Here is a 19,829-nt window from a genome sequence, read left to right as displayed (position 1 = left end):
TCACGTTGCCGGGCGAGCACACTGACCCATGGCATCGACACCACAGGGCAGGACGTACAAGGTCGGCTACCTCGTCGGGAGTCTCGCGAAAGCCTCGTTGAATCGTCGCCTCGCCGGGGCGCTCGTCAAGCTCGCGCCACCCGAACTCGCGATGACGGAGATCCCGTTCAGCGACCTGCCGTTCTACAGCTACGACCTCGACGCGGACTTCCCGGCGGTGGCACGCGCATTCAAGCAGGCGATCAACGAATCGGACGCCGTCCTGTTCGTCACGCCGGAGTACAACCGCTCGATCCCTGGCGCGCTCAAGAACGCGATCGACTGGGCCAGCCGTCCCTATGGCTCCAATGCCTTCACTCGGAAGGCATCGGCGATCATCGGGACCTCACCCGGCAAGATCGGGACGGCCGTGGCGCAGCAGCACCTGCGCAGCATCCTCGCGTTCTGCAACTCACCGCAGATGAACGCGGTCGAAGCCTACATCCAGTTCACGCCCGACCTGATCGACGACACCGGCACGGTCACGGTGAAGGAGACGGCCGACTTCCTCCGCAACTTCATGCACGAGTTCCATCAGTTCATCATCCGCGTGAAGATCGCGCTGCCCGACAACGCATGACGTCTCAAGTCTCAGGTCTCACGTCTCAGGTCTCAAGCAGGTACTGCCTGAGCCCTCAGCCCTGAGCTCCTGAGGTCCTGATGTCCTTGGATCCAGAGATCCTGGGGTCCTGCGCTCGTGATGGCTGAGCCTTACTGGCCGTGCGCAGGCATCGACGTCACCTGCGCCGTGTCCTCCGACGGGCGCGGCGGGGCATGACGCCTCGCGGCCCGCCGCCGTGAGAACTTGGTGCGGATCTCCTCGAGATACAAGTAGACGACCGGCGTCGTGTACAGCGTCAGTATCTGGCTCATGGCCAGGCCCCCGACGATCGCGATGCCGAGCGGACGCCGCAGTTCCGCGCCTTCGCCCTCGCCCAGCATCAGCGGCAGGGCCCCGAGCAGCGCCGCCATGGTCGTCATGAGGATCGGCCGCAGCCGCAGCAGGCACGCTTCCCGGATCGCCGCGATTGGCGTGGCGTTTCGTTCCCGCTCGATCTGCAGCGCGACGTCGATCATCAGGATCGCGTTTTTCATCACGACGCCAATCAGCAGGAACACCCCCAGCAGCGCGACGAGGCTGAAGTCGGTCTTGAGCAGCAGGAGCGCGATCAGCGCGCCCACACCCGCCGACGGCAGCGTCGACAGAATGGTGAGCGGGTGGACGTAGCTCTCGTAGAGCACGCCGAGCACGATGTAGACGACCAGCAGCGTGCCGAGGATGGCGACCGGCTGGTTACCCTGCATGCGCTGGAACAGGCTGGCGTTGCCCTGCAGCCGGCCCTGCACCGACGAGGGCATGGTAAGCAGCGAGACGGCGCGGTTGATGGCCGTCTCGGCCTGGCTCAGGCTGACGTTGGGCGCCAGCTCGAAGCCGATGCTCGTCGACGCGAACTGATCGTTGCGGCTGACACGATCGTTGGCCGTGCTGCGTGTGTAGTGGCTGAACGACGACAAGGGGACGCGGCCGGCCGCGGTCACCACATAGACCTCGTCGAGGGCTTCGGGTCCCTGGGCGAAACGCGGTGCGACCTCCATCACGACGCGGTACTGGTTCATCGCGTTGTAGATCGTCGACACCTGCCGCTGGCCGAACGCGTTGTTGAGCGCCTGGGTCACCGTGTTCATCTCGATGCCGAGCTGACGGGCTGCCTCGCGATCCACGTCCAGGGTGATCTGCTGGCTGGAGATCAGTTCGTCCTCGATGCCGGTGACCTCCGGCAACTGGGACAATGCCGAGCGGATCCGCTGGCCCCAGACGCGCAAGAGGCCGAGGTCGTCGGCGCGCAGCGTGTACGAGTAGGTACCACGACCGAAGCCGCCGCCGAAGCGGATGTCCTGGTCCACGTTCAGGAACATCCGCGCGCCGGCAACCGGCGGAAGATTGCGGCGAATGCGGTCGGCCACCACCTGCGCCGAGACCATGCGCTCCTTCAGCGGCTTGAGGCGCACGAAGATCTGGGCGTTGTTGATGCCGCGCCCGCCACCGATGAACCCGGCCACGCTTTCGACCGCCGGATCCTTCAGCACCGCCTTGCGGAACGCATCGATCTTCGGCTGCATGATCTGGAACGACATGCCGTCGTCGCCACGGATGAAGCCGCCCAGCTGACCTGTGTCCTGGTCCGGCAGGAAGCTCTTGGGCGCCTTCATGTACAGGTGGACGTTGAGCGCGGCCACGCCGATGAACAGCATCAGGATGATCGGCGCGTGGTGTAACGCCCAGTCGAGCGAACGGCCATAGCCGCGCCGCAGGCGGCCGAACACGGCATCGCTGATCCGCTGCAGGCGCCCCGGGCGCAGCCGGCGTGCAGACAGCCAGCGCGCGCACAGCATCGGCGTGAGCGTCAGCGACACGACCAGCGAGATCAGGATCGCCGCCACCAGCGTGATCGAGAACTCGCGGAACAGCCGCTCGACGATACCGCCCATGAAGAGGATCGACACGAACACCGCCACCAGCGACAGGTTCATCGAGAGGAGGGTGAACCCCACTTCCCTGGCGCCCTGCAGCGCCGCGGCCATCGGCGCCATGCCTTCCTCGACATGCCGCGAGATGTTCTCGAGCACCACGATGGCGTCGTCGACGACCAGGCCTGTGGCCACGATCAGCGCCATCAGCGACAGGTTGTTGAGCGAGAAGCCCCACAGGTACATCACGGCGCAGCTGCCGACCAGCGCCACCGGCACGGCGGTGACCGGGATCATCGCGGCGCGGAAATTCGCCAGGAACAGCAGCACGACGAAGACGACGAGGGCCACGGCGATGAGCAGGGTCCGCTGTGCCTCCTGCAGCGTGGCGCGGATGGTGGGCGATCGGTCGCTGGCGACGTCGAGCGACACGCCGGCCGGCAGGAACGCGCGCAGGGCGGGCAGCTGCTCCATCACGCCGTCGACGGTGGCGATGATGTTGGCCTGGGGCTGCCGGCTGACCACGAGCAGCACGGCATTCTCGTTATTGAAGTAGCCGGCGTTGTAGCGGTCCTCGATGCCGTCGTAGACGTTGGCGACGTCCTGCAGTCGCACCGGCGCGTCGCCGCGATAGGCAATCACGAGCGGTCGGTAGTCGGCGGCTTTCGTCAGCTGGTCGCTGGCCTGGATCTGCCAGTGCCGCTCGCCGTCCTCGATGATCCCCTTCGGCCGCAGGAGATTCGCACCGCTGATCGACTGGCGCACCTGGTCGAGCGAGATGCCGTACTGGGTGAGCGCCTGCGGCTGCAACTCGACGCGAACGGCAGGCAGCGAGCCACCGCCCACCGTGACGTCGCCGACCCCAATCACCTGCGCGACCTTCTGCGCGAGCACCGTCGACGCGAGGTCGTACAGTTCGCTTGAGGTCGCGGTCTTCGAGGTCAGTGCCAGCAGCATGATCGGCGCCTGCGAGGGGTTGATCTTGCGGTACTGCGGCATCCCTGGCAGCGAGCTCGGCAAAAGTGAGCGCGACGCATTGATCGCCGCCTGCACCTCGCGGGCGGCGGTGTCGATGTTCTTGCCCAGATCGAACTGGATGAAGATCCGCGTCGAGCCCTGCGAGCTCTGCGAATCGATCTGGTTGACGCCGGCGATCGTGCCGAGTGCCCGCTCGAGCGGAGTTGCAATGCTCGAGGCCATCGTCTCGGGACTGGCGCCGGGCAGCGACGCCGACACCGAGATCGCGGGGAAGTCCACCTGCGGCAGCGGCGACACGGGCAGCAGCATGTAGCCAAGCACGCCGACCATCACCACCGACAGGCTGAGCAGCGTCGTAGCGACCGGACGCTCGATGAATGGCGAGGACAGGCTCATGCCGGCTCCTCCACGGCCACGGACTGGCGGGACGTCCGCCAGGCACGCGCGATCCGGTCGAAGAAGAGGTAGATCGCCGGCGTCGTGAAGAGCGTGAGTACCTGGCTGACGAGCAGGCCACCCACCATGACCACACCGAGCGGTTGACGCATCTCGGCGCCGGAACCCGTCGAAAGCATCAGCGGCAGCGCGCCGAACAGCGCCGCCAGCGTTGTCATCAGGATCGGCCGGAAGCGCAGGAGCGCCGCCTGGTAGATCGCGTCGCGCGGGCTGAGCCCGTCGTTGCGTTCGGCATCGAGCGCGAAGTCGATCATCATGATCGCGTTCTTCTTGACGATGCCGATCAGCAGGATGATGCCGATGATGGCGATCAAGCTGAGGTCACGGTCGGTCATCAGCAGTGCGAGCAGCGCGCCCACGCCGGCCGACGGCAACGTCGAGAGGATGGTGATCGGGTGGATGTAGCTCTCGTAGAGCACGCCGAGCACGACGTACATCGTCACGATGGCCGCGAGCACCAGCAGCAGTGTGCTGTCGAGCGACGCGCGAAACGCCGCCGCGGCTCCCTGGAACGTCGTCTGGACGCTGGCCGGCATGCGGATCTCGGCCTGCGCCTCCTCGATTGCCGCCACGGCACTGCCCAGTGACGCTCCGGGCGCCAGGTTGAACGACATCGTCACGGCAGGGAACTGGCCAGCATGGCTGATGACCAACTGGGTATTGCGCTCCTTGATGGTCGCCAGGCTGGACAGCGGCACCTGGCGGCTGTCGCCCGTCATGACGAACACCTGCCCGAGCGCTTCGGGGCCGACCTGGAAGCGCGGATCGATCTCGAGCACGACGCGATACTGGTTGGCCTGCGTGTAGATCGTCGAAATCAGCCGCTGGCCGAACGCGTCGTAGAGCGCATCGTCGATGGCGGCGACGCGGATGCCGAGGCGGCTGGCGGCATCGCGGTCGATGTCCACGAAGGCTTGCAGGCCGCGGTCCTGCAGGTCGCTGGCCACGTCCGCGAGAAAGGGCGACTTCTGCAGCCGCGCCAGCAGCTTCGGCACCCATTCGGCGAGACGGTTCGCGTCCGGGTCCTCGAGCGTGAACTGGAACTGCGTGCGGCTGACCCGGTCCTCGATGGTCAGGTCCTGCACGGGCTGGAAGTACAGGATGATGCCCGGCACCTTGGCCACGCGGTCGCGCAGCGACGCGATGATCTCGGTGGCGCTGCGGTGACGCATCTCGTGCGACGTCAGCGTGATCAGCATGCGGCCGCTGTTCAGCGTCGCGTTGGAGCCATCGACGCCGATGAACGACGACAGGCCGTGGATGTCAGGCTCCTTCAGGATGGCGCGCGCCGCGTCTCGCTGCAGGTCGGCCATCGCCGAGAACGACACGGTCTGCGGCGCCTCGGTGATCACCTGGATGGCCCCGGTGTCCTGCACCGGAAAGAAGCCCTTCGGGATGACGATGTAGAGCCAGGCCGTCAGCGCCATCGTCGCCAGCGCGATGAGGAGCGTCACCGCTTCGTAGCGCAGCGCGACGTTCAGCGCCCTTCCGTAGAGCTCGATCGTCTTGTCGAGGATGTATCCGGTCGCGCGGTAGAGCCGCCCGTGCGACTCGTCGTGTTCCGCCTTGAGCAGGCGCGCGCACATCATCGGGGTCAGCGTCAGCGAGACCACCAGCGAGATGAGGATCGAGACCGCCAGCGTGATCGCGAACTCGCGGAACAGGCGGCCGACGACGTCGGCCATGAACAGCAGCGGAATCAGCACGGCGATCAGCGACACCGTGAGCGACACCAGCGTGAAGCCGATCTGCCGGGCCCCTTCGAGCGCGGCGTGCATCGGCGTAGCCCCTTCCTCGAGGTAGCGGGCGATGTTCTCCACCATGACGATGGCATCGTCGACGACGAAGCCGGTGGCGATGGTCAGGGCCATCAGCGTCAGGTTGTTGATGGAGTAGCCGGCCAGGTACATGACGCCGAACGTGCCGATCAGCGACAGCGGCACCACGACGCTGGGGATGATGGTGGCGGGCACGTTGCGCAGGAAGACGAAGGTGACCATCACGACGAGCGCCACGGCGAACACCAACTCGTGCTGCACGTCGCGCACCGAGGCGCGGATCGTATCGGTACGGTCGCTCAGCACCGCAACCGACACCGTTTCGGGCAGGCTGGCGGTGAGTTGAGGCAGCACGGCGCGGATCCGATCCACCACGTCGATGACGTTGGCGCCAGGCTGCCGCTGGATGTTCACCAGCACGGCCGGTGCATCGTCGGCCCATGCCGAGAGGCGCGTGTTCTCGGCGCCGTCGACCACTTGCGCCACGTCCGACAAGCGCAGCGGCGCACCGTCCTGGTAGGCGATGATCAGGTCCTTGTACGCCTGCACCGACCGCAACTGGTCGTTGGCGTCGAGCATGAACGAGCGCTCGGGGCCGTCGAAGTTGCCCTTCGGCTGATTGACGTTGGCCGCGGCAATCACGGCCCGCAAGCTCTGCAGGTTCAGGTTGTGGGCAGCCAGGGCCTGCGGGTTGGCCTGGATGCGAACGGCGGGCCGCTGGCCGCCGGCGATGCTCACAAGCCCGACACCGGGCAACTGCGAGAGCTTCTGCGCAATGCGCGTGTCCACCAGGTCGTAGACTGCGGGCAGCGGCATCGTGGGCGAGGTGACAGACAGGGTGAGGACCGGCGTGTCGGCCGGATTGACCTTGTTGTAGACCGGCGGCTGCGGCAGATCGTTGGGCAGCAGGTTGCCGGCGGCGTTGATGGCCGCCTGCACTTCTTGTTCGGCCACCTCGATTTTCTTGTCCAGCGAGAAGCGCAGCGTCAGCACTGACGCGCCCCCCGAACTGGTCGACGACATCTGATCGAGCCCGGGGATTTGTCCGAACTGCCGCTCGAGCGGCGCCGTCACGGCGCTCGTCATCACCTCCGGGCTGGCGCCCGGGTAGAAGGTCAGCACGCGGATGGTCGGGTAGTCGACCTGCGGCAACGCCGAGACCGGCAGGAGCCGGTACGCGAGCATGCCCGACAGCAGCAACGCCCCCATCAGGAGCGCGGTTGCCACCGGTCGCTGGATGAATGGGCGCGAGATGTTCATCGCTTTGTCTCCGACTTTGGCTCCGCCTTGGCGCCGGTCGTCGCCTGTCCTGGCGGCGCGCCACGCTGGCCGCGCGGACGGCGCGGCGCCACGGGCGCATCACGGTCGGTCGCCGCGGCAACCACTTCCACGGTGACGCCTTCGCGCAGCTGGTCGACGCCCTCCAGCACGACGCGATCGCCCGGCTTGAGCCCTTCGGTGACGGCGACGCGCTCACCCTCGGCCGGGCCGAGCGTCACGCGACGCACCGTGGCCTTGTTCTCGTCGTTGACCCCGTACACGAAGGTACCGAACGAGGCGCGCTGGATTGTCGCCGATGGCACGACGGTCGCGTCCCGCAGCGTCGACAGGCTGAGCACGATGTTGACGAACTGGTTGGGGAACAGCTTGTCGTCGGCGTTGACGAAGACCGCACGCAGGCGGATGGTGCCGGTCGTCGTGTCGATCTGGTTGTCGACCGTCTGCAACGTGCCCGTCGCGAGCTGGGTCGTCTCGGCGCGATCCCAGGCCTGCACGGCCAGCCGTTGACCGCGGCCCATCGCGTCGAGCACCGCCGGCAGATCGGTCTCGGGCACGGTGAACAGCACCGAGATCGGCTGCATCTGGGTGATCACCACGATGCCGTTGGCGTCGCCGGAGCGTACGAGGTTGCCGACGTCCACCTGCCGCAACCCGAGCCGGCCCGAAATCGGGGCGACGATCTTCGTGTAGGACAGCTGCAGCTTCGCGTTGTTCACCTGGGCGTCGTTGGACTGGACGGTGCCCTCCACCTGCTTGACCAGCGCCTCCTGCGCGGTGAGCTGCTGCTTGGGAATCAGCTGACGCTCGAAGAGCGACTGGTAGGTGGCAAAGTCAGCGCGGGCATTGTTCAGCCGGGCGTCGTTCTCGGCCTTGTTGCCCTGCGCCTGCGCCAGCGCGACCTCGTACGGTCGCGCGTCGATCTCTGCCAGCAACTGGCCTTCGCGCACGCGCTGTCCCTCGGTGAAGTGGGCTTTCACGAGCTCGCCGTCCAGGCGAGGGCGCACCGTGACCGTATTGATCGGCGTCACCGTGCCGAGCGCCTTCAGCGCCACGCCGATATTCCGCGTCTCGGCCGTGACTACCCGGACCGGTGGCTTCTCGTCCGGCCGGCGCCCTCCCGGGCCTCCTCCTCCTGGCCCACCGGGGCCTCGACCGCCGCCCCCACCGCCGCCGAACTGGCCGGGCCGCGCCGCCGGCGTGCCGAAGTCGTAGTACCAGACCAGGCCCGCACCGCCGGCGACCAGCAAGAGGCCGATGAGCCATTGCCATGGGCGGAAACGCCGACGCGGGGTCGGCTCGGGATGCGTGAGGTCAGGTTGCGCGTCGCTCGTAGTGGTCATGAATGGGTCCGTGCCGGCTGCTCGATCGCTGCCGGATGACTTGGAGTACGCCTGCCGGGGGGCTGGCATGTCCTGCCGGCGGCAGGAATCGTCCTCTTGTGACGATGAAATTCCTGTTAACGAGTGCCGGCGGGTCCGTTTTCACACTTTGTTCACATGCCGTCAACATGCCGGACAGGGCCTATCAGGTACGAGCTCGACCGCGGTCGTCAGTCTGCGTGGCGCCCGGCTGGGGCGAGGCGCTACACCCGTACGCTGGGTTCAGGCGGGCACCTTCAGCAATGCATGGACGTTGCCCCAGGTGATCTTGCTGAAGATCGCTGGCGTCGTCGTCCGTTTGAGCAGGCCGAGCGTCTCCCTCGCCACGCATTTTCCAGCCATGCGCGTTGCGGCGGGATTGTTGTTCTGGCTGACGCCACCGCCGTGTCCGTCACTGCAGCCGCAGTCACTGCCGAACATCAGCTTGTCCTGGTGGCGTTCGAGGAACGCCGCAGTGAAGGCCGGGTCACGCGAGAGCGCATTGTTGCCGGAGTTGGCTGATATGTCGGCAAACAGGTTGGGGTGGTCAGCCAGCCATCGGTCGGTGACCCCGCCAGGGACGATCGGGCCGGTCGGATAGGCCGCCTGGTCGCGGTAGTCGGCGCTGATGTTGGCCCAGAACGCGTCGGCGTGACCGATGAAGGTCGTCTTCGGATGCGCCGCCAGCACCTTGTCGAACGTGCGCGCGTATCCGGTGGCCCAGGTGCCCTCGCCGGGGAAATGATCCACTTCCTGGAAGTGCACGAGGATCGGCACGCCCAGTTCGCCTGCGAGCGCGTACATGCGCTGCAACTCCGGGCCGTCGGCGGTCACATGGAACTTCAGCTCGCCGAAGCCGCGGGCCCCCGCTTTCACGGCCATGGTGAGTCGCTGTTGCGCGGCCGGGTCCGAGATGTCGTCGCTGGCGAACCACGTGAAGCGGCCAGGCGCCGTCGCCTGCAGCGCTTCGACTCGCTCGCGGGCGTCGCCGCGAGTGAGCAGGTTGGCGCCGGTGATGCCCGCACCGTCCAGGTGGGCCAGCACGCTCGCCGGCTGCGGGCGCAAATGAAAATGGAGGTCGAAGACGGCCGTGCCCCACTCGTTCGCTGGGGCCGGACTCTGGCGGGCAAGGGCGGGCATCAGGGCGGGAGCCACGAGGCTGCCGAGGAACGCACGTCGGTCCATCGCTCCATCTCCTCCGCACGCGATGGCGAGTTGTCGCGTCGCGTCCGCAGAGCATCTCACAGGTGACATCCCGGCCGGGGGAGGGCCAGCACCCGTTGTCCGCTCGACCGCCCATCGTCGTTCATGGTGTCGGGTCCCATGACAGGCGCCGTCACCTTCCTCGACGAGTACCGGGCAAGTCGCAACTCCGGCACCCCCGCGGAGTCGGGAGTCGCGGTCCTTCGGGAATGGCTGACGTTGCGTGCCGACGCCGTCCTCGAGGATCTGCGGACACACGATCCGGAGTTCGCACTTCCAGGGCTGGCGTTCATCACCAGCTACGACGATGTGCTGGAGGTCCTGAGCCGCAGCGACGTGTTCAGCGTTGCGCCGTACGGCGAGGCGATGACGCGCATCAATCGCGGTCCCTCGTTCCTGCTCGGCATGGACGACGGGCCCGAGTACCGCCGGCAGCTGGAACGCCTCGGTTCGGCGTTCCGTCGGGAGGACGAGGGTCGCGTCCGAGAACGCGCCGCCGTCCACGCCACCGAGACGTTGACGGCCGCGGCCGCCGGCGGGCGCCTCGATCTCGTGGGCGGCTTCGGGCGCCTCGTGCCGTCGCTGGTCATCGGCGATTACTTCGGCGTGCCCGGGCCGGATCCCGCGTCGCTGGCGCGGTGGGCCCGCGCCATCTTCACCGACGCTTTCGTCAACCTGCTCGGCGTGCCGCTGTTGTCACGCCGCGCGATGCGCGCCAGCCTGGAATTTCGCGCCTACCTCGACGAACTCATCGCCGACACTCGCGCCGATCGCGCGGGCGGTGTCATATGCGATCACGTGCTGGGCCGCATGCTGGAACGGCAGGAGGGAGGCGATGCCCAGTCTGCCGACACGTGGATTCGGGACAACCTGCTGTGGTGCGTCGCCGGCGTGATCGACAACGTGAACGCCGCCGTGTGTCGCGTCATCGACCGCTGGCTGGACGATGCGGAGTTGCTCGAGGCGACGACAGCCGCGGCCCGTGAGCACGACATGGCGCGGCTCCAGTCATTCGTGTTCGAGACCCTGCGCTTCCACACGCCCACTCCAGTCGTGATCCGTCGCAGCGTCCGCGCGCACACCCTTGGCGAGGGGAGGCGCAAGACGAGGATCATCCCCGCCGACACCACGGTCTTCGTCGGCCTGGGCACGGCGATGATGGACCCCAGCGCCGTCGACAGTCCCAGGGCCTTCCGCCTCGATCGCCCGGACGAGCACTACCTGCACTTCGGCGCCGGCGTGCACCACTGCCTCGGGCGGCAGACGGCCGTGGCGCTCGTGACCGAGATGGCCGCCGCATTGCTCCGGATGCCGCACCTGCGACGCGCCGAGGGCTTTGACGGCAGGCTCCGGAGCGTCGGGCCGTTTCCGACCACGTTCATACTGGAGCTGCGCCCGCTCTGACCGCCGATGCCACCAGCCTCTGTCGTCGACGCCTTCATCGAAGCCGGATCCGTATCGCTCGAGGTGTCGCACATGGCGGGTGGCCTCGAGGAGGCTGAGAAGATCCGGCAGGCGCATCCCGACGTCGTCAACGCGACGATCCATGCCGCCGCCGTCTTCGGTGACGACAGCGCCGTCGCCGCATGCCTGGCGGCTGATCCTGCGTCCGCCGCCGTGCGCGGCGGGCCTCGAGGCTGGGACCCGCTCACGTACTTGTGCTTCTCGCGCTACCTGCGTATCGATCGTGCCAGGTCCGGCGCGTTCGTCCGCGCGGCGACCCGGTTGCTCGACGCCGGCGCGTCGGCCAGCACGGGCTTCTACGAGAAGGCGCATTCGCCGAACCCGGAGTTCGAGAGTGTGCTCTACGGTGCCGCGGGCGTCGCGCACGATGCGGCGCTGACACGCCTGCTGCTCGAACGCGGCGCCGACCCCAACGACGGCGAGGTGACCTACCACGCGCCCGAGGGGTGGGACCCCGACGTGATCGCGGCGCTCGTCGAATCGGGACGTCTCAACGGCGCCAGTCTTGCCACCATGTTGCTCCGCAAGCACGACTGGCACGATGAGCCGGGCGTGAGGTACCTGCTCGCACACGGCGCCGATCCGAACGGCCAGACGGTGTGGGGCCTCACCCCTCTTCAGCAGGCCGTGCGTCGCGACAACGCGGCCACGATCGTCGAGGCGCTGCTCGCGCACGGCGCCGATCCCACTCGACGGATGCAACCGCGTGCCGCGCACGGACGCGACGACGTCGATGCCCTGGCCGTCGCGGCGTGGCGGAGCCGTGCCGATCTGCTGGCGTTGTTTGAGTACGCCGGCGCGCCGATACCAGCCGATGGCGTGCCCGGCTTTCTCGTGGCATGTGCGCGAGGCGACGAGGCGGCCGCGCGAGCGCTGCTGGCCGCGAATCCGGACGTGTCGCCCGCCTGCCGTGTCAGCGGCGGCGAATGGCTCGCGCTGGCAGCGGGTAACGGCAACGTGGCGGCACTTCGGTGCCTGCTGGCCATCGGCGTGCCGATCGGCGCGATCTGGGCCGAGGGCGACGGCTACTTCGGCATTTCTCCGGCGACCACCGCGCTGCACGTCGCCGCGTGGCGCGCGCAACACGACGCGGTGCGATACCTGCTCGGGCAAGCCGCCCCCGTCCATGCCACCGACGGCGCCGGTTTCACCCCGCTACAGCTCGCCGTCCGGGCCTGCACGATCTCCTACTGGCGCGAGCGCCGGCAGCCCACGTCGATCGCGGCGCTGCTCGACGCCGGAGCGATTGCGTCTCGCGTCGTCGTCCCGACGGGCTATGACGAGGCGGATCGCCTGCTGATCGACGCACGCGGTCCGTCGGCCCCGAACGCCGAACGCTGAACGTCGAGGACCCCACGTGTAGGCGTCGAGCTTGCTCGACGCATCCCTGACCGTCGACCAAGGTCGACGCCTACACATCGCGTTTCGCGCGCCGTCGGGCTGGGACAGCCCCGACGCCACCAGTTCTTCAGCGTTGCGTGGTCTTTGTTCGACACTCCCGGCATTCGCGGCATTCCGGCATTGCACGGCCCGCCATTTTGCGGAGGGGCCTACCTCATGCCCATGACCTGCCGGACCATGCCGTCACTCTTCGTGAGGAGGTAGAGCTCGCCGGCGCTGTCTTCCGCGACGCGGACGTCCACCCGTCCGCGCCCAGACACGGCGGCTGCGCCGGGCAGCACATCGCCACGGCCCCCCCGCGCGCGGAACGTCTCCTCGACGATGCGGCGGAGGTTCGCGTCCAGTTCGTGCAGCGGAGCCAGCGTGGTCGGATTGCCATCGTCGGCACTCAAGACGTCCTTCATCTCCGCATACCAGAGATGCCCGGTCGTGATGTCGCCCAGCAGCAGCCTTCCCTTCAATGCGGGGATCCTGCCGCCGTGATAGACGATCCCACCTGCGATCGCGTCGCCGCCGGTGGCGGAGTGTGGATACGCGATCACCGGATATGTCGGCGTCATCCGGCCACGTGTGACGGTATCGGTGATCTGCACCGGAATCGTGTCGTCTGCCGGGGCCGCCGTCATCCCTTGCGGCGTCATCGCTTGCGGGCCTTCGCGCAGCGGGTAGCCGTAGTTGGCGCCCTTCTTGATGACCACGACCGTCTCCCACGCGGTGAGGCCGATGTTGAACGCCAGCAGTCGCGGCGCCCGCGGGCGGGCTGAATCGACGTCCCAGACCAGCCGATGGGGATTGCGCAGGCCCAACGCCCAGATCTCCTTGCGCGCGCCTTCCATCGACGCAAAGGGATTGTCGTTGGGGATGCGGTAGCGGCCGTTCTCGCTCACCGTGCTCGATGCCGTGTGCTCGCGCAGGTCCGGCACGATGCGAAGGATCTTGCCGTTGAAGTTGTCGAGCCGCTGCGGGTTCAGCCGGCGCAGGTCGGGGCGCTCGCCCGTGCCGGCGTCGCCGACGCCGACATACATGACGCGCCACTCCGGGTCGCCGCGCTTTGCGACGGGATTGAACGTCAATTCCCCGAGCGGGTGGATGGGTGAGGACAGCTGCAGCCGCAGCAGTTCGCGCGCCGTGCCCTCGAAGGTCGTGTTGGTGACGTCGCGATCGGTCCATTCGACGATCACGGCTTCGCGATCGAAGCGGCCGTCCGGCTGCGAAGGCGTCGAGATGGCGGGCGTCGTTCGATATGCGGAGAGATCGAGACCGGCGACGGCGCCGGCCTTCGGTTCCGCAGCTGCGACCGTCGTCGGGTCTTCGGTGTGAATCGTGTAGAAGACGCCGTTGCGCGCGTAGTCCGGATCGAAGACCACGTTGATCAGGCCCATGGCGAAATTGCGCTGGAACGTGAAGCGCGGGTACAGCCCCGGCCGGCCCTCGAGGCCGTTGAAGTCCAGGTACGTCGTGAACTGCTTGCTGGCCTTGTCGAGGATGTAGAGCGGGCCGTTGAGGTCGTTGACGAAGAAGCGCCGGCCGCCCGGCTCCTCGCGCATGAAGTTCACCCTGGCGAGTTGGGCGCGGGTGTTGTCGCCCGTGGGATCGGCGGTGATCGGCATCTGCACGTACTCGGCGAGTTCCAGCGTCGGCCGGACTGCCGCGGCGGTCTCGGTGGTCGGCGCGACCGTGACGTCGCCCTTCGCGAGCGCCCGCAGGTAATTCACCAGGCTCCAGATCTCCGCGTCCGGGATCCGCCCGTCGAATCCCGCCATCATCGTCGGCGGCACGCCCCGCTTGATCACGCCGAAGATCTCGCTGTCACTCGAGCCGTGGTCCCAGGCCGCGTCGGTCAGATCGGGCGGCTGCTTTCCGCCCTGCTCCTGGATGATGGAAATCACGACGCCAGCCTTTTCCGAACCCTGCGCCTTGTTGCCGTGGCAGCCCGCGCAGTTGAGGTCGTAGGCCCGCTTGCCAGCGGCGATGGACGCGGGCGTCGCGGGCACCGGATTCTGCAGGGCAGCGACTCCACTTGTCACCTGTTGGCTGAACAGCACACTGCCGCCAGCTCCGAGCACGAGGACCAGCAGGGACGTCGCGTGTCTGGACATGGGCTACTTCTTCGTGAGTTCCCGGTAGTTGGTGAGCTTGATGTGGCGGCGCGTGATGACCTCGCGCACCTTGGGACTGGTCCACATCTCGACGTTCGCACTGCGATCGGCGGCGACGTTCTCGTAGCCGCGATGTCCGATCGCCTGCATCTCCGGGTCGTTCGTGGATCCGTGGTCGATCAGCAGCCACAGACCCGGTTCGAGTGTCTCGAGCCTGGCCGCCAGCTTGTCTGCCTTGATGGCGCCGCTGTCGGTGCCCTCGTAGATGCGTCCGAGCGGCTTGAAGCCGACGTCGGTCGCCTGGACCAGCCCGTACTCCTTCGTCAGCTTCGTGGCCAGGTCACGCACCGCCGGGTCCAGCATGGTGAATCCCATGTGGTACCACGTGTACGTCGCCTGCGGCAGGTGCCTCTTCGCGGCATCGAGCTGCGCCCGCAACTCGCGTTCGATCTCGTCAATCTTCCACGGCGCGTCCTTGATGCTCGTCTTCGGCGGATAGCCTGGCCGCGGCACGACCGCCGGAAAGAAGTAGCCGTCCGCGTCGACGATCGACGGCGCGTACGTCAGTGGTCGCCACTTCACGTTGTCCCACTCGCTCGTGAGTGCCAGGTGCACGCCGACGTCGAGTCCCGGATTCTCGCGCAGCAGTTTCGCGGCCTCGAGGAACCACGGCCCGGGGACGATCACATTGGTCGTGCTCAGGATGCCGTCCGTGTACGCCTTGATCGTGCCGACGTTGATGCCGTGCGCTGCGCCCATGTCGTCACCCTTGACGATCAGGCGGATCTCGGTCGGCGAGGCCGGCTGCAGCAGGAACGCGACAAGCGCAAGAGCGAGAAGGTTGATGCGCATGGGCTGCAGTCTACCGCGGCCGTCCGCGATACCATGCGTGCCATTCGGCGGATCGGACACGGCGTTCGCGAGAGAGCACGTCCCCTGAGGTCAGGCGCCCATGGCAACACCGGCCGGCGGTACGGTCACACGGGTCCAGCCGAATGCTTTCGGCTGCATCACCATCCCATTCCTCCTGGTCGCACTGATCCCCCTGGGCTACGGGGCCCGCTCACAGTGGTCCAACGGCACCCTCATGCGTGAAGGCGAGGTCGTGGAGGGCCGCGTGGTCGAACTCGACTACATGCCGGGCAACTCCTCGGCGAGGAACGGTCGCGGGAGTGCCGTGTCCCCCACGGTCGCGTTCACGACCCGCACGGGACTTCCGCGCAAGATGACGGGCAGCGTGAACCGCTATCCCGCGCCCTGGAGCGTCGGCGACGTCGTCGAGGTCGTCTACGATCCCGTCCGGCCGGAGCGGGCTGATCTCAAGAGCGAGCTCGACGGATGGAAGCTCTGGCTCGCGATCTGGTGCACCGTCGCCGCCGTGCCCGCGGTCATCGCGATGCTTCCCATGGTGCTGTTCCTCAGGCAGGGGCCAGCGGAGAAGTCCGGCGACTGACATGCTGGCGACCATCGGTTTCGTTACGGTCCTCATCCTGCTCGTGCTCCTCGCCAGCAGGCGGGTGACCCCTGTCGTCGGCCTCGTCGGCGTGCCGATCCTTGCCGCCATCGTGTCCGGCCATGGGGCCTCGGTCGGGCAGTACGTGACGTCCGGCCTGCAGCAGACGGCGCCGGTCGTCGCGACGTTCGTCTTCGCGATCCTGTTCTTCGGCCTCATGACGGACGCGGGCCTGCTCGATCCCGTCGTGAACGGCGTGCTGCGAGCGATCGGCACCAACCCCACCCGCATCGTCGCCGGTTCGGCCGTGCTCGCCGCGGCAGTGCATCTCGATGGCGCTGGCGCGGTGACCTTCCTCGTCACCATCCCGCCGCTCGTCCCGGTGTACGAGCGGTTGCGGATGGACAAGCGCGTGCTCGCCTGTGTTGTCGCGATGGCCGCCGGGGTGATGAACATCGTGCCGTGGGGCGGTCCGCTGCTGCGAGCCGCGGCGTCCCTGCACGTGCCGGTGACCGACCTGTTCAGGCCGCTGTTGCCGGTGATGGCCGTCGGTCTCTCGTTCGTCTTCGCGACGGCACTGTGGCTGGGTCGTCGTGAAACGCGTCGCCTCGCCGCGATGCCTGCGTCCATCGAGGATGCGACCGTTCCCGGTCGTGCCCGATCCACGATCGGCGAGTCGCGCCTCACGGAAGACGAACTGGTCTTGCGCCGGCCCTCGCGGTTCTGGTGGAACGTGCTGATCACCGTGATGCTGCTCGTGGCGATGGTCGCGGAATGGGTTCCACCCGCGGTGGCGTTCATGGTCGGCACGGTACTGGCCCTGCTGCTGAACTACCCGGACACGGCGATGCAACGTATCCGCGTCGACGCGCACGCCAGGAGTGCCTTGATGATGGCCACCGTCCTGATGGGAGCCGGCGCCTTCATCGGAGTAATGAAGGGATCGGGCATGCTCGACGCGATGGCGGTGGCGGCGGTGCGGGCCGTGCCGGCAGGGGGAGGGAGCCACATCCCCGTGCTGCTCGGGCTGCTGTCGATGCCGCTCAGCCTCTTGTTCGATCCGGATTCGTTCTACTTCGGGGTCTTGCCGGTTGTCGCCCAGGCTGCCGCGGCTTTTGGCATCCCGGGCGTACAGGTGGGCCAGGCGGCGTTGCTCGGCCAGATGACGACGGGATTTCCGGTCAGTCCCCTGACGCCGTCGACGTTCCTCCTCGTCGGCCTCACGGGCGTTGATCTCGCCGACCACCAGCGCTTCTCGATCCCGTTTCTGCTCGCGACGACGATCGTGATGACGGCCGCCTGTGTCGTGCTGGGAGTGTTTCCGCTGTGAAAGGACGCACGCTGCGGCTCGGCGCGGGTGCCGGCTACTCCGGCGACCGGATCGAGCCGGCCGTCCAGCTGGCCGCGCATGGACAGCTCGACTATCTCGTGTTCGAGTGCCTCGCGGAGCGCACGATCGCATTGTCCCAGCAGGCGCGCGCACGCGACGAGCGCGCCGGCTTCGATCCGCTGCTGCTGGACCGCATGCGCGCCGTGTTGCCCATTTGCCGCGCCAACGGCGTCCGCGTCATCACGAACATGGGTGCGGCCAATCCTGCGGGAGCCGCTGACGCGGTGCGCGCGCTTGCCAGGGACGCCGGGCTCGCGGGTCTTCACGTCGCTGCCGTCACGGGTGACGACGTGCTGGCGCAGGTGCGGCAGGACCAAGATGCCGTCCTGGAAACAGGCGAGTCTGTCCACTCGCTCGCGGACCGCCTCGTGTCTGCCAACGCCTACATCGGCGTCGAGCCCATCGTCGAGGCGCTTGCCCAGGATGCGGATGTCGTGATCACCGGGCGAGCCGCCGATCCCTCCCTGTTCCTCGCTCCGCAGGTGCACGAGTTCGGCTGGCGCCTGGACGACTGGGAGCGGCTGGGAGCCGGCACCGTCACGGGACATCTGCTCGAATGCGCGGGCCAGGTCACGGGCGGCTACTTCGCGGAGCCCGGGAAGAAGGACGTCGTCGATCTGGCGCACCTCGGGTTTCCGATTGCGGAGGTTGGCGAAGACGGCGCGACGGTGATCACGAAAGTGCCCGGGTCCGGCGGGTGCGTCTCGCTGGCCACGTGCAAGGAGCAGTTGCTGTACGAGATCCACGACCCGGCCGCGTACTACACACCCGATGTCGTCGCCGACTTCACTGCCGTCACGTTGACCGAGGTAGGCAGGGACCGCGTGCGCGTGCAGGGCGGTCGAGGCCGCACCAGGCCGGAATGCCTGAAGGTGACGCTCGGCTATCGCGACGGATTCGTCGGTGAGGGTCAGATCTCGTACGCGGGCGGCGGGGCGCGGCGGCGGGCACAACTGGCGCTGGAGATCGTGGCCGCGCGGATTTCGGAGTACGGGCACGCGATCGAGGAACTGCGGTGCGATCTGATTGGCGTCGATGCGCTTCATGGGAAACTGGGTGCCTCACGAGGCGAGCCGTACGAGGTCAGGGTTCGCGTGGCGGGTCGAGCCCAGTCCGCGTCGGCCGCGGCGTGGATCGGAAACGAAGTGGAGGCGCTCTACACGAACGGTCCTGCCGGCGGCGCCGGAGCGACCCGCCTCGTGCGGCAGATCCTGGCGGTGACGTCGATGCTCCTTCCACGCGACCAGGTTCGCTGCCAGGTGGACGTGCGGGAGGCGTGACATGACGCTCCGCGACTTGGCGCATTCCCGTTCAGGGGACAAGGGCACGCTCGTGAACTGCTCGGTCATCGCCTACGACCCGCGCGACTTCGAGTACCTGATGGAGGTCGTGACTGCAGACGCCGTGAAGGCGCACCTGCGTGACCTGATTCACGGAGACGTCGCGCGCTACCTGCTCCCGTCCCTGGGAGCGATGAACTTCGTGATGGCACGTCCGCCCGGCAACAGCGTCACGCGGACACTTGCGCTGGATGCGCACGGAAAGTCAATCAGTTCGGCGCTGCTGGAGATGATCCTGCCGGACCGCTCCCTGCCGGCCTCGCGTGGCGGCATCGGGTAGAGTGGCGCCCATGCGAGCGGCCGCGATCGCCACGACACCTGCAGCCATCCTGCCGTTGCGGGTGCGTTACCGGGAGGAAATGCACTGCCAGATCGTGCACGACTCGATTCATCGACGTGCGGGGTGGACGAGCGCCTATGCGCTGCGCCTCGACGAGGTGGACGCCGGATTCGGGACCGTGGCCATCGGCGGGCCGTGGACCGGCAAGCCGACGATCTTCGAGTTCCACGTGCTGCCCGCCTACCGGAATCACGCCTTCCTGTTGTTCGAGTGCCTCCTGGAGGTCAGCGGCGCGCGGCTGATGGAGATCCAGTCGAACGACGCGCTGCTCGCGGCCATGCTGCACACGTACGCGCGTGATGTCTGGAGCGAGAAGATCGTCTTCCAGGATGGCGTCACGACCGCGCTCGAGGCCAACGGCGCACGGCTGTTGCAGGTGACACCAGACACCGACGTGCAGGCGGCCATCGCCGCGCGGCAGGGCGGAACCGAGTGGCAGCTCCAGTTGGACGGCGAGACCGTGGCGACAGGCGGCATCCTGTTCCACTACAACGTGCCCTACGGTGACATCTACATGGAGGTGGCCGAGCCGTTCCGGCGCCGAGGTCTTGGCGGCTACCTGGTCCAGGAGCTGAAGCGCGTCGCGTACGCGCTCGGGGGCGTCCCGTGCGCGCGCTGCAGCCCGGAGAACGTGGCATCGCGCAGGACCCTGCAGCAGGCCGGCTTCGTGCCCTTCGCGCACATCCTGAACGGTTCCATCCCCCCGTCCTGGACGCCGGGCGCCGAACGAGGATGACAGCCGACCGGAAGGTCGGCGACTACGGGTTGAAGCGCGTCGTA

General features: G+C 67.6%; 14 protein-coding genes. 8 read left to right on the top strand and 6 right to left on the bottom strand.

Translation table 11 applies throughout. From position 1 onward, the window contains the following. Window positions 1-28: 28 nt before the first annotated feature. On the top strand, window positions 29-619 hold the full coding sequence (locus LuPra_RS26680) for an NADPH-dependent FMN reductase (protein ID WP_110173581.1): 591 nt from the start codon (window positions 29-31) through the stop codon (window positions 617-619). 131 nt (window positions 620-750) lie between these two features. On the opposite strand, the gene LuPra_RS26675 is transcribed toward LuPra_RS26680, so the two are convergent. The 4 genes from LuPra_RS26675 to LuPra_RS26660 all read right to left on the bottom strand — a co-directional run bounded on the left by LuPra_RS26675 (window position 751) and on the right by LuPra_RS26660 (window position 9,544). After that, window positions 751-3,882, bottom strand: coding sequence for an efflux RND transporter permease subunit (locus tag LuPra_RS26675; RefSeq protein WP_110173580.1), 3,132 nt, complete (start codon window positions 3,880-3,882; stop codon window positions 751-753). Next, a complete protein-coding gene (locus tag LuPra_RS26670; protein ID WP_110173579.1) occupies window positions 3,879-6,980 on the bottom strand; it encodes an MdtB/MuxB family multidrug efflux RND transporter permease subunit in 3,102 nt (1,033 codons plus the stop codon). Before LuPra_RS26670 ends, LuPra_RS26675 begins: the two co-directional genes overlap by 4 nt. Then, window positions 6,977-8,341, bottom strand: a complete 1,365-nt coding sequence (locus tag LuPra_RS26665; RefSeq protein ID WP_157899727.1) for an MdtA/MuxA family multidrug efflux RND transporter periplasmic adaptor subunit — start codon at window positions 8,339-8,341, stop codon at window positions 6,977-6,979. The genes LuPra_RS26670 and LuPra_RS26665 overlap by 4 nt, the downstream gene beginning before the upstream one ends. A gap of 261 nt (window positions 8,342-8,602) precedes the next feature. Further along, on the bottom strand, window positions 8,603-9,544 hold the full coding sequence (locus LuPra_RS26660) for an amidohydrolase family protein (RefSeq protein ID WP_110173577.1): 942 nt from the start codon (window positions 9,542-9,544) through the stop codon (window positions 8,603-8,605). Between the two features lie 138 nt (window positions 9,545-9,682). On the opposite strand from LuPra_RS26660, the gene LuPra_RS26655 reads away from it, so the two are divergent. Continuing rightward, on the top strand, window positions 9,683-10,966 hold the full coding sequence (locus LuPra_RS26655) for a cytochrome P450 (protein ID WP_157899726.1): 1,284 nt from the start codon (window positions 9,683-9,685) through the stop codon (window positions 10,964-10,966). 6 nt (window positions 10,967-10,972) lie between these two features. Then, window positions 10,973-12,367: an ankyrin repeat domain-containing protein gene (locus LuPra_RS26650; RefSeq protein WP_110173575.1), complete on the top strand. Its 1,395-nt coding sequence runs from the start codon at window positions 10,973-10,975 to the stop codon at window positions 12,365-12,367. Window positions 12,368-12,576: 209 nt separating this feature from the next. Here the strand turns inward: LuPra_RS26650 and LuPra_RS26645 are convergent, their stop codons facing one another. Beyond that, window positions 12,577-14,526: a PQQ-dependent sugar dehydrogenase gene (locus LuPra_RS26645; protein ID WP_110173574.1), complete on the bottom strand. Its 1,950-nt coding sequence runs from the start codon at window positions 14,524-14,526 to the stop codon at window positions 12,577-12,579. Between the two features lie 3 nt (window positions 14,527-14,529). Continuing rightward, window positions 14,530-15,378 (bottom strand): carbohydrate deacetylase, encoded by an 849-nt coding sequence (locus LuPra_RS26640; protein ID WP_110173573.1) that lies wholly within the window; start codon window positions 15,376-15,378, stop codon window positions 14,530-14,532. A 100-nt stretch (window positions 15,379-15,478) separates the two neighbouring features. On the opposite strand from LuPra_RS26640, the gene LuPra_RS26635 reads away from it, so the two are divergent. The 5 genes from LuPra_RS26635 to LuPra_RS26615 are packed head-to-tail and all read left to right on the top strand — an operon-like array spanning window position 15,479 to window position 19,785. Next, window positions 15,479-15,979 carry a DUF3592 domain-containing protein gene (locus LuPra_RS26635; protein ID WP_110173572.1) on the top strand — a complete coding sequence of 167 codons (501 nt, stop codon included), beginning with the start codon at window positions 15,479-15,481 and terminating at the stop codon, window positions 15,977-15,979. 1 nt (window position 15,980) lies between these two features. Beyond that, on the top strand, window positions 15,981-17,309 hold the full coding sequence (locus LuPra_RS26630; RefSeq protein ID WP_110173571.1) for a CitMHS family transporter: 1,329 nt from the start codon (window positions 15,981-15,983) through the stop codon (window positions 17,307-17,309). Next, the gene (locus tag LuPra_RS26625; protein WP_110173570.1) at window positions 17,306-18,649 is read left to right on the top strand and encodes an acyclic terpene utilization AtuA family protein; all 1,344 of its coding nucleotides are present in this window, start codon (window positions 17,306-17,308) and stop codon (window positions 18,647-18,649) included. Before LuPra_RS26630 ends, LuPra_RS26625 begins: the two co-directional genes overlap by 4 nt. A gap of 1 nt (window position 18,650) precedes the next feature. After that, window positions 18,651-18,989 (top strand): AtuA-related protein, encoded by a 339-nt coding sequence (locus LuPra_RS26620; RefSeq protein WP_110173569.1) that lies wholly within the window; start codon window positions 18,651-18,653, stop codon window positions 18,987-18,989. A gap of 10 nt (window positions 18,990-18,999) precedes the next feature. After that, a complete protein-coding gene (locus LuPra_RS26615) occupies window positions 19,000-19,785 on the top strand; it encodes a GNAT family N-acetyltransferase (RefSeq protein WP_157899725.1) in 786 nt (261 codons plus the stop codon). Window positions 19,786-19,829 lie beyond the last annotated feature (44 nt).

It is taken from the genome of Luteitalea pratensis, assembly GCF_001618865.1.
Lineage (GTDB): Bacteria > Acidobacteriota > Vicinamibacteria > Vicinamibacterales > Vicinamibacteraceae > Luteitalea > Luteitalea pratensis.
This window is presented reverse-complemented; position numbering and strand designations above follow the sequence as displayed.

Excerpts from the sequence above, each read along its gene's own strand:
- LuPra_RS26680 (WP_110173581.1), top strand. The coding sequence starts at position 29 with ATGGCATCGACACCACAGGGCAGGACGTACAAGGTCGGCTACCTCGTC.
- LuPra_RS26675 (WP_110173580.1), bottom strand. The coding sequence starts at position 3,882 with ATGAGCCTGTCCTCGCCATTCATCGAGCGTCCGGTCGCTACGACGCTG.
- LuPra_RS26670 (WP_110173579.1), bottom strand. The coding sequence starts at position 6,980 with ATGAACATCTCGCGCCCATTCATCCAGCGACCGGTGGCAACCGCGCTC.
- LuPra_RS26665 (WP_157899727.1), bottom strand. The coding sequence starts at position 8,341 with ATGACCACTACGAGCGACGCGCAACCTGACCTCACGCATCCCGAGCCG.
- LuPra_RS26660 (WP_110173577.1), bottom strand. The coding sequence starts at position 9,544 with ATGGACCGACGTGCGTTCCTCGGCAGCCTCGTGGCTCCCGCCCTGATG.
- LuPra_RS26655 (WP_157899726.1), top strand. The coding sequence starts at position 9,683 with ATGACAGGCGCCGTCACCTTCCTCGACGAGTACCGGGCAAGTCGCAAC.
- LuPra_RS26650 (WP_110173575.1), top strand. The coding sequence starts at position 10,973 with ATGCCACCAGCCTCTGTCGTCGACGCCTTCATCGAAGCCGGATCCGTA.
- LuPra_RS26645 (WP_110173574.1), bottom strand. The coding sequence starts at position 14,526 with ATGTCCAGACACGCGACGTCCCTGCTGGTCCTCGTGCTCGGAGCTGGC.
- LuPra_RS26640 (WP_110173573.1), bottom strand. The coding sequence starts at position 15,378 with ATGCGCATCAACCTTCTCGCTCTTGCGCTTGTCGCGTTCCTGCTGCAG.
- LuPra_RS26635 (WP_110173572.1), top strand. The coding sequence starts at position 15,479 with ATGGCAACACCGGCCGGCGGTACGGTCACACGGGTCCAGCCGAATGCT.
- LuPra_RS26630 (WP_110173571.1), top strand. The coding sequence starts at position 15,981 with ATGCTGGCGACCATCGGTTTCGTTACGGTCCTCATCCTGCTCGTGCTC.
- LuPra_RS26620 (WP_110173569.1), top strand. The coding sequence starts at position 18,651 with ATGACGCTCCGCGACTTGGCGCATTCCCGTTCAGGGGACAAGGGCACG.
- LuPra_RS26615 (WP_157899725.1), top strand. The coding sequence starts at position 19,000 with ATGCGAGCGGCCGCGATCGCCACGACACCTGCAGCCATCCTGCCGTTG.